A 13470-nucleotide genomic window follows, 5' to 3' on the forward strand; every position below is an offset into this window, starting at 1 on the left:
TCTTTACCCTCGAATCGGTTGCATTACAGCGGGTTTCAATTTCCCGCACAGCGACAAATGTGTACCGGCCAGAACGTGTTGGCAAGCAGAGGCGCGCCTCAAGGATATCTCAATGGGTAAAAAACCGCAGATCACCATTACCTATTGTACCCAATGCAACTGGCTGCTGCGCGCGGCCTGGATGGGTCAGGAACTGCTTTCGACCTTCGGCACCGGCCTGGGTGCCGTGACGCTTGTGCCCGAAACGGGCGGGGCCTTCGAGATAGATTGCAATGACGAGGCCATATGGGAGCGCACCCGCGATGGCGGGTTTCCCGACATAAAAACGCTCAAGCAGCGCGTACGGGACGCGATTGATCCCGGGCGTGACCTCGGGCATATAGACCGGTAGGCAGCCCGTTTCTTCCAATCGCGCCCATCGCGCAATCCCATGCTGGCCCGGCCATACAAAAGGCCAAACCGTTCCGCTTGCCCACGGTGCCCAAGCAGGGGCCGGACCCCATATTATGGTTCAAGAATTCATCGTCCTGGCATTTGGGGCCAGGAACCGGAAAGGAGACTGATCATGTCCGTTCTCATCGGCGATATCGCGCCCGATTTCACCGCGCAGACCACCGAAGGCGAAATTCGCTTCCACGATTATATCGATGGAAGCTGGGCGGTACTGTTCTCGCACCCCAAAAATTACACGCCAGTGTGCACAACCGAACTGGGCTATACCGCAAAGCTCAAGCCCGAGTTCGAGAAGCGCGGCGTAAAGGTGCTCGGCCTTTCGGTCGACAAGATCGAGGATCATACGGGCTGGGCGCGCGACATCGAGGAAACGCAAGGCTCGGCGCTCAACTTTCCGCTGATCGCCGATGACGGCACCGTTGCCCGGCTCTATGACATGATCCACCCCAAGGCCGACGATACGCTGACCGTGCGCTCGGTGTTCGTCGTAGGGCCGGACAAGAAGATCAAGCTCAAGATCGAATATCCCGCCTCGACCGGCCGGAATTTCGACGAGATTCTGCGCGTGATCGATAGCCTGCAACTGACCGCAAAGCACCAGGTGGCGACCCCGGTCAACTGGCAGAACGGCGAGGATGTGATCATCGTGCCCGCCGTTTCCAATGAGCAGGCCAAGGAAAAATATCCCGGTGGCTGGAATGAACTCAAGCCCTATCTGCGCATCGTGCCACAGCCGCGGGACTGACCCTCGACACAACGAGTCAAAAAAGAAGGCGGCCAATACGGGCCGCCTTTTTTCTTTGGCCGCATCAGTGTGCGCCGGGAACGGCTCAGGAAGCCGCTGGGAGGGGACAGGTGACGCCGGTGCCCTTCAGGCCGCAGTAGCCATCAGGATTTTTGGCCAGATATTGCTGGTGATAGGTTTCGGCGAAATAGAACGGGCCCGCGGGCGCGATTTCGGTCGTGATCGTGCCGGCACCGGCTTCATCCAGACGGGCCTGATAGCGCTCGCGACTGGCCGCGACGGCGGCGGACTGGGCCGCGTTGGTGGTATAGATCGCCGAACGGTACTGGGTGCCCACATCATTGCCCTGCCGCATGCCCTGGGTGGGATCGTGCTCTTCCCAGAAGGTCTTGAGCAGGGTTTCGAGCGGGACGAGAGCGGGATCGTAAACGACCATGACCGCTTCGGCATGCCCGGTGCGGCCCGAGCAAACTTCCTCATAGCTGGGATTGGGCGTCAACCCGCCCTGATACCCCGAGGCCGTTACCCAGACGCCGGGAAGCTGCCAGAAGAGGCGCTCGGCGCCCCAGAAGCAGCCCAGCCCGAAATAAATCGTTTCCGCGCCGTCGGGATAAGGGCCCTTGAGCGGGCGGCCGGAGACGAAATGGGTCTCGGCGACATCGAGCGGCTGGTCGCGGCCCGGCAGGGCCTCTGCAGCCGAGGGCAACGTTTCGGGTTTTGAAAACAGGGAAAAGATCATCGGCACAGCTTTCTTACTGACCGCCCTGCCCGTTCAAAGCTGATCGATGCTGACGAGGCGGCGGCGGTTCGGCGTACGGCCAGCGAGCGCCAGGACAACCCCAAGGCCGCCCAGCACGGCCCAACCGGGCCAGGACAATAACGTGGTAACAACCGGCTCCCAAAGCAAGGGATGCACAGAGGTTTCGATGAAGGTCCGGGCCGGTTCGAGCGTGCCGGGGAAAAAGCCGGACCATGCGCCGCCAAGCGGGGTGACGACAAGAGCGCTCGACGCCAGCGTGTGGGTGCCGTCCATAACCAGCAAAACCATCGCCACCGCGAGCAGCAAGGCGCCCAATATCCGCAAAATCCGTCTCATCGCCGCCATTCCGCACTCTGGCCGATATCACAACACACAAGTCATATCGTGTCCGGGCCCCAAGCAGCACATTAATCGCAAACATAGTAAAATTATCGAGGATTCGGGACGCAGAACCCGGCGTTTGTCATGGCCGGAGCGCAATGTCCCCAAAAACTGGCCTTACCCTCTTGGCATAAGCGCCAAAGCCGGATAATCGAGCACTCGCAAGCGGAGAGATGGCCGAGTGGTCGAAGGCGCACGCCTGGAACGCGTGTAGGCGGGTAACCGTCTCGAGGGTTCGAATCCCTCTCTCTCCGCCACAATTCTTCTACGACATATCGATTTTACAGATCTTTGACCGACCATTGCGGCAGTACGGTGCCCAATATGGCCGTTGGAAGCCTATGTCGAGAATAACAGTGTGGCCTCAACTCTTGAGAGCTCCCGGCATCGGCGAGCCAAAGCTCCCATTTTGATGGAAATGGCCTGCCGGGGCGGCTGGGGGCTAGATCGTACTGGATGCCCGTGTATCCCGGAATGGCATTGGTGTTTGTTTGACCAATACCTGCCCCATTCTGCTTGTCACTCCGGAATTCATTCCCGGGGTCCAGGCTAAGCTCGCCATAAATCTCAAAATATAATTTGAATTGCAAATCAATTTATATTCCCTATAATCAATGTATGAACACGTTTAGCCCCCTCCGCTCCCGTTTCGGGATAAAGTTCTCGCTGCTCGCCCGGCGCTGGCGGCGAGCGATCGATGCGCATCTGTCGGCCTCCGGGCTCACTGACACCACATGGGTTCCGCTGGTGCATCTCAGGCAAACCGGTGGCGGCATCACGCAAAAGGAACTGGCCGCGCTTGTGGGCGTCGATGGATCCAGCCTCGTCCGAGTCCTCGACATTCTCGCCCGTGAAGGCCTGATCGAACGGCGGCGCGACGAAAATGATGGCCGGGCAAACCTCATCCATCTGACGCCCGAGGGCGAAGATCGGGTGGGCGAAATCCGCCGGGAACTGGCAAGAGTCGAGCGCGTCATGCTTTCCGAGCTTTCCGATGACGACATCGCCGCGATGCTCACCCATTTCGAGGCCATCGAGCGGCGCATGCCTGAGCTGGAGGGCATGGCCAGCAAGACGGAACACCCATGAGCGGCGGCAATCTCATATCGCCACGGGGAGCGATCCCAAAGCCGCCGGCGCGGCGGCGCGATGCGGCCCGCCATTTGCTGCATCCGCGCCAGTTGAGGGACAGCCTGACGCTGGCCAGGCAGCCTTCCTTACGCAACGCCACACTGGCCGGCCTTCAAGCCGGGACTACGGCAGGTATCGCCCTGCCGCTCTTTTACCTTTCGCCATGGCCCCACCTTATCGGCTTTGCAGCGCTCGGTGCGCTGGTTGCCCTTTTTGGACGCTTTGCACCCTCCCGCAGCCGCCTGATCATCCTGCTCTTGTGCGGATTCTGGCAGACCTTCGCGGTTTTCAGCATGTCGATTGCGGTATGGCTTGGCACTCCGATCGAGGGTCAACTACTGTTGCTTGCGCTATTGTGCGGTCTGTTCCTGTTCGTCAGCGTCACTGGCCGGTTCGGGGCGCCCGGCCCGCTGATCTTCGTTTTTGCCGCCGGGGCGTCCATGTCACAGAGCCTTGGGTTCGAGCAGGTGCTCGAGCGCACCACCGCCACGGCAATCGTTGCAGCGCTGGCGTGGGCCATCTGCGCGGCAAGCGATATCTTCCGCCATTCCCCCTCCGAGGAACGCCCATTGCCTGTAGAATCGCTACGCCCGCTCGACCATCGGCTGATCGCGGCGGGGCGCAGCGCGGTCGGCGCCGGGGCCGCTATTTTTGCAAGCTACGCATTCGGCGCGAACCATCCCGCCTGGGCTGCGATGGGTGCGCTGGCGGTGATGCAGGGCGCGCACCTTCATATCAGCATGAACCGGGCCTTGCAGCGCATGGCGGGGACGCTGGTCGGCGCGGTGCTGGCGTGGGCACTTTTGATGCAGGACCCGTCCGTCTGGATGCTGATCACCGTTCTGGTCGGTCTGCAACTCCTTACCGAGATGGTGATCGGCATCAATTACGCTTTTGGCCAGATACTGGTCACGCCCATGGCGTTGCTGATGACCTATATGGGGGCGGCCCAGACCGTTGGGCCGGAAATGGCGCCTGAACGCGTATTCGACACCATCCTGGGCGCAACGATCGGCGTCGCCATAGCAGTGCTGTTCTCCACTCTCGACGACCGGCTCCATCTAGCCGAACGCCACTGGAGATCCGGCGGATAGCGGCCTCTCAGGCGCGGCGTCCGCGACGATAGTGCCGGTCCAGCGTTTCGGGATCGCTGAGGGCGGGCCAGTAATCATGTAGCCAGAGCAGGAAGGACGTCGCCCAGAAAAGCGCGGAGAAAAGATGCAGCGGACCCGGAGGCCACGGCATCCAGCCCATCTCCGGCAGCACCCGCAACAACGCCGCGGCCCCGGCGAGCACGAAAGCCAGGCTGGTCTGCCAGTGCAGGCCCAGCCCCTGCCCGGTATGGAACCGCCCTGCAATGGCCAGCACGGCCAGAACACCCAGGCCGAGCCCACCCATTAACGCCAGATGCAAGGGCGCAACCTCGCCCCATGGCGCACCGAGGCGGGAAGCGCCCAAAAGCATAAGCCCGGCGCCAGCAAGGCCGCTTGCCGCCATCAGAACGAGGATTTCCGCCCGGAACGCCTCGCGCCCGACAAAGCCTTCGGCCACACGATCCATGAAGCCCGCACCCGCCGCGATCCAGAGAAATCCCGTTACCCCGCGGGACAGGCCGAGAAGGTCTCCCGCAAGCGCCAGCGCCACAAGACCGGGGCCAAGGTTCAGCCGGCCGGGGTGGGGCCGAAAAGGGGACGTGGTTTCGCTGGGATCGAGCACCACATTGGTGACCGGCACGGTGATCCGCGCCAGGGCCAGGCCCAGCAGGCCCAGAAAGAGCAGGCCCGCCACCCGCAGCGCTTCGGAGGCGAGCGCCGCATCTGCCGTCATCATGCCCCAGCGCGCAATGGCGCCGGCCAGCCCCAGCGCGATGATCCAGCCTATGAAAGAAAGGACACGCCTCGTGCACCCGGTAAGGGAAATCCGGCCCAGCCAGACCGCCAACGCGGCAATCCACAAGAGATCGGCAAGACCCGAAAGGGGCAGCAGCACATCCGCGCCGGCCAGCCCGGCAATGCGCCCAAGGCCCCAAAGCCCCGCGAAAAGCCATAGGGCGCGCCCTCTTGGGCGCGGGGAATTGGTCCATTCGGGCGCCGCCGTGGTCATGAAGCCGATCAGCGCCGCGCCCCAGCTCCCAAAGATCATCTCGTGGGCATGCCAAATGCCCGGCGAAACATTGCGGGCCAGCGGCAGGTCGAACGACCAGACCGCCACCCAGAGAAACGGCCAGAACGCGACATGGAGCGCCGCGAGCGGGAAAAAGATGCGGAAGCCCTCATCGGAAAGCACGCGATGGAGCGGCAGCGGCGCCGTCATGGCCGCGCCCTTTCGTCGATCTCGTGGATATGGGCGAAAAGCGGGTCGCGATCCAGAAACGCCTGCCGCAGCGCAAAGCTCTTCTCCTCGCTCCGCTTGCCCGGCTCGTCGGCCATGCGGCGCTCGCCCGCGATACCCTGTCCGTCATGGGCAAGCACGAGGATGCGATGGCTGATGCGGATCGCTTCCATGATGTCATGGGTGATGAACAGCGCGCCAAACCGTTCCCCGGCCGAGGACGCAATGACAAGGTCCTGCATGCGGCGCTTGAGCGCGACATCAAGGGCCGAAAATGGCTCATCGAAGTATATGAAGTCCGGCTCGTTGACGAGAGCCCGCGCGATGGCGGCGCGCTGGCGCATGCCGCCGGAAAGCTCGACGGGGAATTTTTCCAGGTCCTCGGGCAGCAAGCCCGCACGGATGGCCGCCGCTTCGATCCGCTGCGCGCGGTGGCGGCGCGGGGTGCCCATGAGCCGCAGGGGAAAGCCGATATTTTCCCCGACCGTCGCCCAGTACATGAGTCGCGGTTCCTGAAACACCATGGCGTGGCGCTGGTAACAGCGCGCGACGCGGCCCTCCTTCTGGTCGATCAGCCCGGCGGCGATATGGGCGATGGTCGATTTTCCCGATCCCGAGGGGCCCAGAAGCGAGACGATCTCTCCTGGTCCGACGGCCAGATCGATGCCCTCGAGAATGGTACGCCCGAAAAAGGCGTGACCGATATCGTGCAACGTCAGAAGGGTCATCGCTTTACGCCCCAGGGCGCAGCGGCTTCGCGCCAGCGCTCGAACTCGGCCTTGGCGGGACGAACCAGACCATATTCCACGGTGAGCAACGCTATGACGGCAAGCGTGACCCAGGCCATGGCGCTGGAAATGTCGAGCATGGACCGGGATCGGGCCAGCGCACCCCCGACCCCGCCCGCATTGGCCAAAAGCTCAGCCATCACTGCGACCTTGAAGGCGGTGCCCAGGGCGAGAATGAGCGCGGGAAGCAGGTGCACGCCTATCTGGCGCAAGGCCACATGGGTAAACCGGCGGACCGGACCGGCGCCGAACACCTGTGCCATGGAATCGAGCCCCCGGTCTCGGGTAACGACACCCTCCACCGCGCCGGCAAAAACGATGGGCAACGCCGATATGAGGATGGTCACGGCGACGGTCGTGCTTCCTGTCCCGAACCAGATCATGGCCAGAACGATCCATGCAATGGGCGGGACGCCCAATAATATGGTCACGATGGGTTGTGCGACGCGGAGCGTAGCGGGCGAATAGCCCGCCGCGATTCCCGAAAGCCCGCCCACAAGGGTGCAGGCGATAAAGCCTTGCAAGGCTCGCCCGCTGGTGAGCAGCAGCAGGTCCCGTGCCGAAGCATCCCTGAGCAGCGTGATGGCTGCGGAAAGGGTCGCCAGCGGCGCGGGGAGGATGAAATCGCCATAGGCCTCGTGCCCCGCCTGCCAGAACGCGGCAAGAAGGCAAACCCCGGCCAGCCCCGCCCAGCCTGACCAGATAAACCGGCCGAGCCGGGCGAGACGATCCATCGCCCATCCGGAGGACCGGGCAAGCCCCGGAGCGCTCATCGTCAGCTCAACGCGTAAAATCCGTCATCGGGCAGTTGTCCGCCGATGATCGCCGCATCGCTTTGGGCCATCAGCGACAGCATCGCCTCGATCTCGGCCCTGATGGACCCGGCAGGCCGGGCAACCAGTGCCGAATGGGGGATCGATGTGGCAAGGACCGGCGCGGGCAATTCGAGCGGACCGCTGGCATTGGCGGCGGCGGCCGCCGGATCGGCGATGACCGCATCGGTCGTCTGGGCCAGAAGCTCGTGCAGCGGGGCGATGAGATCGGCATTGTTGTCCGAAAAGCCCTTGGTGACCGCGAGCCCCGCCTGGGGCACGATCGCGCCGAGCCCGGTTTGCCCGCCCCATTCCTTCTGGATATCGATCACCCGCGCAAGCTCGAGCCCGGCTTCCTTGCCGCGCGAAATGGCGACGGTGGAGAAAGGTTCGCTCAGCAGTGCGACCTCGATCTGTCCCGCCAGCAGCAATTGCGCGGATTCGGCGGGTGAGCCGGTGGCAACAATCTCGACACTGCCGGAGAGCCCCTCCTTATCGAGCAGGGCGCGCAGGATCAGGTCGGGCGTATCGTTGACGAAGTGCACCGCGATCTGCTTGCCCTCCAGATCGGCCAGCCCGCCGATGCTTCCCGCCGCGGCAACGATATTGATGAGCCCGTCGGTCATCACATTGACCAGCCGCAGCCCCATGCCCCGATTGTAGAGATTGGCCGCCGCCTGCACCGGCACGACCGAAAGGTCGATCTGGCCCGAGGTCAGCCCGGCGCGCAATTCGTCGGGATTGCGCCAGACCGTCAACGAGATGTCCTGGGCCAGTTCCGCCAGCGCCCCGGTGGCTACCGCATGGGCAAGCGTGATGGTGGGCGAGGCCGGCGGGCCGTAAAGCGCCAGCCGGGCAATGGGGGCCGCGCGTACGATCGCGGGCGCGGCAAGGCTTAGGGCCAGCCCGGCGGACCCGGCCAGGACCGCGCGGCGGCTAAGAGTTGAAGTGGACATGACGCCTCCGTGAGAAAGGTTGGTCGCAAGGGCGCGGACCAGCCATCATCCACTGCACGACGCCCCCGACAGCGGCATGATATTATAATGTGACTTAAAGAGTCATCTTTTTTATTTCCCCCGCGCAGGTCAAGTTGCCGCATCTGGTCACATGAAGCGATGGCATGGTATTGAGGGTTGATAGCAAAAAACCTCATCTGACCATGGACATCGCCCAAGCCAGGACGTTCCTTGAAATCGCGGAGACCGGAAGTTTCGTTGCGGCGGCCTCGCGGCTCAATGTGACCCAGACCGCCGTCAGCGCGCGTATTCGCACTCTCGAGGATCAGATCGGGCGCCGCCTGTTCGTGCGCAACAAGGCGGGCGCGCGACTGACGCCGGCGGGCGAGCGTTTTCTGCGCCATGCGCGCACGCTGGTTCAGGCCTGGGACCGCGCCCGCGCACAAGTGGCGTTGCCCGAGGGCCATACCGATATCGTCAGCGTTGGCGCCGAACTAAGCCTCTGGAATCCATTGCTTGTCGACTGGCTGGGCTGGATGAAGCGCGAAGCGCCGGGCATTGCGTTGCGCGTCGAGGTGGATGTGGCCGCCCGGCTGCTCGAGGCGGTGCATAGCGGCCTGCTCGATCTCACCGTGCTCTATGATCCTCCACCGCAGGGTCCCGGCATCGTCGTCGAACTGTTGCACGAGGAAAAGCTCGTCCTCGTCACCACCGGAACGGGCGACGGGCTGGACGATTATATCGACATCGATTGGGGACCATCGTTCCAGGCAAGCCTTCACGCGGCCTTTCCACACCTTTCGGCGCCGGGCATTTCGGTATCGCACGGACCGCTGGCCTTCGCCTATCTCACCGGGACCGGCGGAACGGGTTATTTCCGCCAGAGCGCGGTGCAGCCACTACTCGATGAGCGCCGCCTGCGCCGGGTTCCAGACGCGCCCGAATTCTCCCATTCGATGTACATGGTCTATTCGAGCCGCGTCGAGCAGGGGCTCACCGACCTCGTGCGTTACGGGTTTCGCATGAGCGCTACCGGCCCCACCCCGGCGCATTGAGCATTCAGGGCAGGACCGGCTCGGGCGCTTCCTCCATGGCGAGCCAACGCCGCAGCACGGCCAGATCGGCGGCGGGCGGCGCGTTGAAAAGGCGGGGCACGAACAGGCCAAGGCGATCAACCGCCGCCCGGCGCGCTGCATCCATGCCGATAGCCGCGCGCCTCGGGATCGGGGCATCACCGGTGACAGGAGCCAGCCGCACGATCCAGCGGGCCAGCGCATCACCATCGCGCGAAAAAGGCGGACCATTGCCGTCTTTGGATGCACCATCGGCGAGGGAGGCGGCGAGCATAGCTTTCAGATCGGCGAGCAGGGCCGCGATCTCGGCAGCGACTTCGTCGGGTTCGGGCTGGCCCATATAGGCCCCGCCCATCTCATGAGCATAGCAGGCAGGCGAGCTTTGCTCGATGCCGGTATCGGGAGAGACAGGCCCGGTCGCGGCCCCGACCACGATCTCGAGCAGGATTTCGGCGGCGGGTCGCACGGCATCGATGCTTCCCACCCCGGTCCCGGCATAAAGCGCCATGGATTCAAAATCCCCCGTCATCGATTGCAGCGGAGAATCGGTGCTGAAAAGATAGATCGGGCGCGTTCCCTCCGCCCCGATCACCCTGGACGCCTCGGCAGGCCTTGGCCCGCCCTCAGTCACCGCACTCGCAAGCACCCGCACCGGCGCACCCGGCGGCCAGTTGATGTGGAACATTTCGGTCAGAAGAGTGTCGCCGGGCCGTGCCTCGACCAACCGCTGCTTGTGATGTGAATGGGCAAAGGATTCGCTTGCCGCGAGAAATGCCGTGCCGAACACCGCCCCCTCCGCGCCCAGCGCCTGCGCGATCAGCAGGTCGCCGCCCGTCGCAAGCCCGCCCGCTGCAAGGACAGGAACGGTGACGGCATCGACCACTTGGGGAAGCAGGACATGCAGCGGCGTCGTTCCCCTGACGTGCCCGCCGGCCTCGCATCCTTGCGCGATGATGATCTGCGCGCCCGCGCGTTCGGCGGCCAGCGCCTCATCGACAGAGCCCACCTGATAGATGACGATGATCCCAGCCGCGCGCAATCGCGCGACGACCGCGGGATCGAGATCCCAGAAAAGGCACACCACCGGCACGCCCAGCGCGATGATCGTTTCGATCTGCGCGTCGAGCAGGCCCGGATCGGTCGCGGCGGGGATGATGTTGACGCCGAAGCGCTCGCAGCCAGCCGCGCGCAGCTTTTCCACCTCCGCGCTGATCAGTTCGGGCGGCTCGCGCACCATGCCCAGAAAACCGAAACCGCCGGCCCTGGTCACCGCCGCGACCAGTTCAGCGCGCGATGGCCCGCCCATGCCTGCAAGGACGATGGGGCGCGCGCAGCCCAAAAGGGCGCATGCCCGATTTTTCACGGTCATGATTTGCCCTTGAGATAATCGAGCAGCACCAGTGCGTGGTTATGCTTTTCGTCCTTTGCCGCGTAGATGAGCGTCACCTTCTGCTCGCGGGCCAGTTCCCTTATCTGGCCGACGGCGGAATTATCGGCCAGTTCCTCGCGGTAACGGCGGCGAAACTCCTCCCAGCGCGCCGGGTCGTGCCCGAACCATTTGCGCAAGTTGGGGCTGGGGGCGGCGTCCTTGATCCATTCCCCGATCGCCGCGCGGTGCTTTTCGAGCCCGCGCGGCCAGAGCCTGTCGACCAGCACGCGCAACCCGTCGCCATCGTCGGGGGGCGTATAGGCCCGCTTGAGCGTCAGTTGGGCTTTCGTCATGCCTCTTCTCCCGTCGCCACCAGCACCCAGTTGGGGTCGCGCGAACCAAGGGCGCGCGCAAAGGCCCATGTCTCGGCCACCTCGTCGACGCGGCGCGGATGGCCGTCGATGACGTTGCCGTCCCGGTCGGTGGTTGCGGAAACCCTTTGGGCGATGAACCGCACGGAAATCCAGCAGCGCCCCTCCTCCATTCCCGCGTCGACCGGGGTTGCCGAGACAAGGCCGATGAAGATCATGGTCAGCGTTTCTCCGCGTGCGGCCCGTCCGGCAATCGCCTCGTCGAACGCCTCGTGGACGTCGGGCGCGAGCATCCCCGCCAGTGAGGCAGTTTCCCCTGCCCCATAGGCGGTCACCACCGCCTCATAGGCGTACCGCGCGCCGCGTACGAAATCCTCGATACTGCCAAAGCCGCCCGCATCGCGGACACGCTGAAGCTTGCGCTGGACCGGGCCGCTCTTTGCATCCCTTGGGCCCGATACCGCTCCTGGCGGTTCTGCCTCGCCGGGTACGTGAGATTGGGGCTGGATCGTGTCGTACATCCGCCAGACGGCCGCAACCAGCGCCATGGTCAATATCCAATCTATCAGGCTGATGGTCTGCACGACATCCTCCGCCATCACTCTGTCTCGCTGAAGCGCGGCAGCGTCTCGAACTGGTGGAAGGGCGGCGGCGAGGACAGCGTCCATTCCAAAGTGGTTGCGCCTTCACCCCACGGGTTGTCTCCCGCCACCCGCTTGCGCGCGAACGCCTCGGCGACGACGACCAGAAAGAGCAGAACGCCCGCAGTCGAGAAATAAGCGCCGACCGAAGACACGAAATTCCAGAGCGCAAAGCCGTCGGGATAGTCCACATAGCGCCGGGGCATCCCGGCAAGGCCGAGGAAATGCTGGGGGAAGAACACGACGTTCACCCCCACGAAGGTGAGCCAGAACTGGGTCTTGGCCAGCGTCTCGTTGTACAGGTAGCCGCTCATCTTGGGGAACCAGTAGTAAAAGCCCGCAAAGATGGCGAAGGCCGAGCCCAGCGAGAGAACGTAGTGAAAGTGCGCGATGACGTAATAGGTGTCATGCAGGACATGGTCGAGCCCGGCACTGGCCACCACCACCCCGGTCACGCCGCCGATGGTGAACAGCAGGATAAAGCCGATTGCCCAGAGCATGGGCGTCGTGAAGCGCACCGAGCCGCCCCACATGGTGGCCAGCCAGGAAAAGATTTTCACGCCCGTGGGCACCGCGATGATCATCGAGGCCACCATGAAATAGCTCTGGGTGTTGAGCGAAATGCCGGTGGTGAACATGTGGTGCGCCCAGACCAGAAAGCCGATGAGCCCGATGGCGATCATGGCGTAGACCATGCCCAGATAACCAAAGATGGGCTTGCGCGAAAAGGTCGACACCACGTGGCTGACGATCCCGAAGGCGGGCAAGATCATGATGTAGACTTCCGGGTGCCCAAAAAACCAGAACAGGTGCTGGTAAAGGACCGGGTCGCCCCCGCCCGAGGGTACAAAGAAGGTCGTGCCGAAATTGCGGTCGGTCAAGAGCATGGTGATGGCACCCGCCAGCACCGGCAGGGCCATGAGCAGCATGAAGGCGGTGACGAGCATCGCCCAGGCGAACAGGGGCAAGCGGTGCATGCCCATGCCGGGCGCGCGCATGTTGAAGATCGTCGTGATGAAGTTTATCGCGCCAAGGATCGAGGATGCGCCCGCGATGTGGATCGAAAGGATAACGAAATCCACCGCCGGTCCGGGTTGGCCGATGGCCGAATAGGGCGGATAGAGCGTCCAACCCCCGCTATGGCCGGTCGATCCCGGAGGTCCGGCCATGAACAGCGAGACGATGAACAGCGCGAACGCGGCGACCAGCAACCAGAACGAGATATTGTTCATGCGCGGGAATGCCATGTCCGGCGCCCCGATCATCAGGGGTACGAACCAGTTGCCGAACCCTCCGATCAGCGCCGGCATCAGGACAAAGAAGATCATCACCAGCCCGTGGGCGGAAACGACCGCGTTATAAAGGTCGGTGTTGTGAAAGATCTGGACGCCGGGGAACTGCAATTCCATGCGGATCGCCAGCGACAGGCCGGTGCCCACGAGCCCCGCAAAGATCGAAAAGACCAGATAAAGCGTCCCGATATCCTTGTGGTTGGTCGAATAGAGCCAGCGCCGGAGACCAGAAACCGGTGGGTGGGTTGCGGATATGTCCATCGCCATGCGTCCCTGAGTGATCGGCGCAGGACGAACCCCGCGCCCAACGATCAGGCTAAGCCGGAGACTTCAATCACGCAAATGAGTATAATTGGACATTGAGCGC

15 protein-coding genes and 1 tRNA gene are annotated in these 13470 nt (G+C 63.5%); 6 read left to right on the top strand and 10 right to left on the bottom strand.

The features are described 5' to 3' along the window. Positions 1 to 112: 112 nt before the first annotated feature. Both DQG18_RS05520 and DQG18_RS05525 read left to right on the top strand, forming a co-directional pair. Entirely contained in the window at positions 113 to 391 is a 279-nt protein-coding gene (locus tag DQG18_RS05520) for an Rdx family protein (RefSeq protein ID WP_116653222.1), read from the top strand. 174 nt (positions 392 to 565) lie between these two features. After that, positions 566 to 1198, top strand: coding sequence for a peroxiredoxin (locus tag DQG18_RS05525; protein WP_116653223.1), 633 nt, complete (start codon positions 566 to 568; stop codon positions 1196 to 1198). A gap of 85 nt (positions 1199 to 1283) precedes the next feature. Here DQG18_RS05525 and msrA read toward each other — a convergent pair whose 3' ends face one another. Next, positions 1284 to 1937: a peptide-methionine (S)-S-oxide reductase MsrA gene (msrA, locus tag DQG18_RS05530; protein ID WP_116653224.1), complete on the bottom strand. Its 654-nt coding sequence runs from the start codon at positions 1935 to 1937 to the stop codon at positions 1284 to 1286. 33 nt (positions 1938 to 1970) lie between these two features. Continuing rightward, on the bottom strand, positions 1971 to 2294 hold the full coding sequence (locus tag DQG18_RS05535; protein WP_157970015.1) for a hypothetical protein: 324 nt from the start codon (positions 2292 to 2294) through the stop codon (positions 1971 to 1973). A gap of 212 nt (positions 2295 to 2506) precedes the next feature. Here DQG18_RS05535 and DQG18_RS05540 point away from each other — a divergent pair. From DQG18_RS05540 to DQG18_RS05550, 3 genes are all read left to right on the top strand, one after another. Then, positions 2507 to 2596 (top strand) — tRNA-Ser (locus DQG18_RS05540). 361 nt (positions 2597 to 2957) lie between these two features. Beyond that, positions 2958 to 3428 (top strand): MarR family winged helix-turn-helix transcriptional regulator, encoded by a 471-nt coding sequence (locus DQG18_RS05545; protein ID WP_116653226.1) that lies wholly within the window; start codon positions 2958 to 2960, stop codon positions 3426 to 3428. Next, positions 3425 to 4564, top strand: a complete 1140-nt coding sequence (locus DQG18_RS05550; RefSeq protein WP_116653227.1) for an FUSC family protein — start codon at positions 3425 to 3427, stop codon at positions 4562 to 4564. The genes DQG18_RS05545 and DQG18_RS05550 overlap by 4 nt, the downstream gene beginning before the upstream one ends. A gap of 7 nt (positions 4565 to 4571) precedes the next feature. On the opposite strand, the gene DQG18_RS05555 is transcribed toward DQG18_RS05550, so the two are convergent. Genes DQG18_RS05555 through DQG18_RS05570 form a run of 4 tightly spaced genes read right to left on the bottom strand, consistent with a single transcriptional unit; the run spans position 4572 to position 8357 of the window. Next, a complete protein-coding gene (locus DQG18_RS05555) occupies positions 4572 to 5783 on the bottom strand; it encodes an NnrS family protein (protein WP_116653228.1) in 1212 nt (403 codons plus the stop codon). Beyond that, on the bottom strand, positions 5780 to 6529 hold the full coding sequence (locus tag DQG18_RS05560) for an ABC transporter ATP-binding protein (RefSeq protein WP_116653229.1): 750 nt from the start codon (positions 6527 to 6529) through the stop codon (positions 5780 to 5782). Before DQG18_RS05560 ends, DQG18_RS05555 begins: the two co-directional genes overlap by 4 nt. Further along, entirely contained in the window at positions 6526 to 7323 is a 798-nt protein-coding gene (locus DQG18_RS05565; protein WP_116653390.1) for an ABC transporter permease, read from the bottom strand. The genes DQG18_RS05560 and DQG18_RS05565 overlap by 4 nt, the downstream gene beginning before the upstream one ends. Positions 7324 to 7364: 41 nt before the next feature. Then, on the bottom strand, positions 7365 to 8357 hold the full coding sequence (locus DQG18_RS05570; RefSeq protein ID WP_116653230.1) for an ABC transporter substrate-binding protein: 993 nt from the start codon (positions 8355 to 8357) through the stop codon (positions 7365 to 7367). 203 nt (positions 8358 to 8560) lie between these two features. Between DQG18_RS05570 and DQG18_RS05575 the strand changes: the two genes are divergently transcribed. Next, on the top strand, positions 8561 to 9412 hold the full coding sequence (locus DQG18_RS05575; protein WP_116653231.1) for a LysR family transcriptional regulator: 852 nt from the start codon (positions 8561 to 8563) through the stop codon (positions 9410 to 9412). A gap of 4 nt (positions 9413 to 9416) precedes the next feature. On the opposite strand, the gene DQG18_RS05580 is transcribed toward DQG18_RS05575, so the two are convergent. Genes DQG18_RS05580 through ctaD form a run of 4 tightly spaced genes read right to left on the bottom strand, consistent with a single transcriptional unit; the run spans position 9417 to position 13370 of the window. After that, the gene (locus DQG18_RS05580) at positions 9417 to 10799 is read right to left on the bottom strand and encodes an NAD(P)H-dependent flavin oxidoreductase (RefSeq protein WP_116653232.1); all 1383 of its coding nucleotides are present in this window, start codon (positions 10797 to 10799) and stop codon (positions 9417 to 9419) included. Then, a complete protein-coding gene (locus tag DQG18_RS05585) occupies positions 10796 to 11152 on the bottom strand; it encodes a DUF488 domain-containing protein (RefSeq protein WP_116653233.1) in 357 nt (118 codons plus the stop codon). Before DQG18_RS05585 ends, DQG18_RS05580 begins: the two co-directional genes overlap by 4 nt. Beyond that, on the bottom strand, positions 11149 to 11769 hold the full coding sequence (locus DQG18_RS05590; RefSeq protein ID WP_157970016.1) for a Tim44/TimA family putative adaptor protein: 621 nt from the start codon (positions 11767 to 11769) through the stop codon (positions 11149 to 11151). Before DQG18_RS05590 ends, DQG18_RS05585 begins: the two co-directional genes overlap by 4 nt. Then, a complete protein-coding gene (gene ctaD / locus DQG18_RS05595) occupies positions 11769 to 13370 on the bottom strand; it encodes a cytochrome c oxidase subunit I (protein ID WP_116653235.1) in 1602 nt (533 codons plus the stop codon). The genes DQG18_RS05590 and ctaD overlap by 1 nt, the downstream gene beginning before the upstream one ends. Positions 13371 to 13470 lie beyond the last annotated feature (100 nt).

This window comes from Pelagibacterium sediminicola, from assembly GCF_003390885.1.
Lineage (GTDB): Bacteria > Pseudomonadota > Alphaproteobacteria > Rhizobiales > Devosiaceae > Pelagibacterium > Pelagibacterium sediminicola.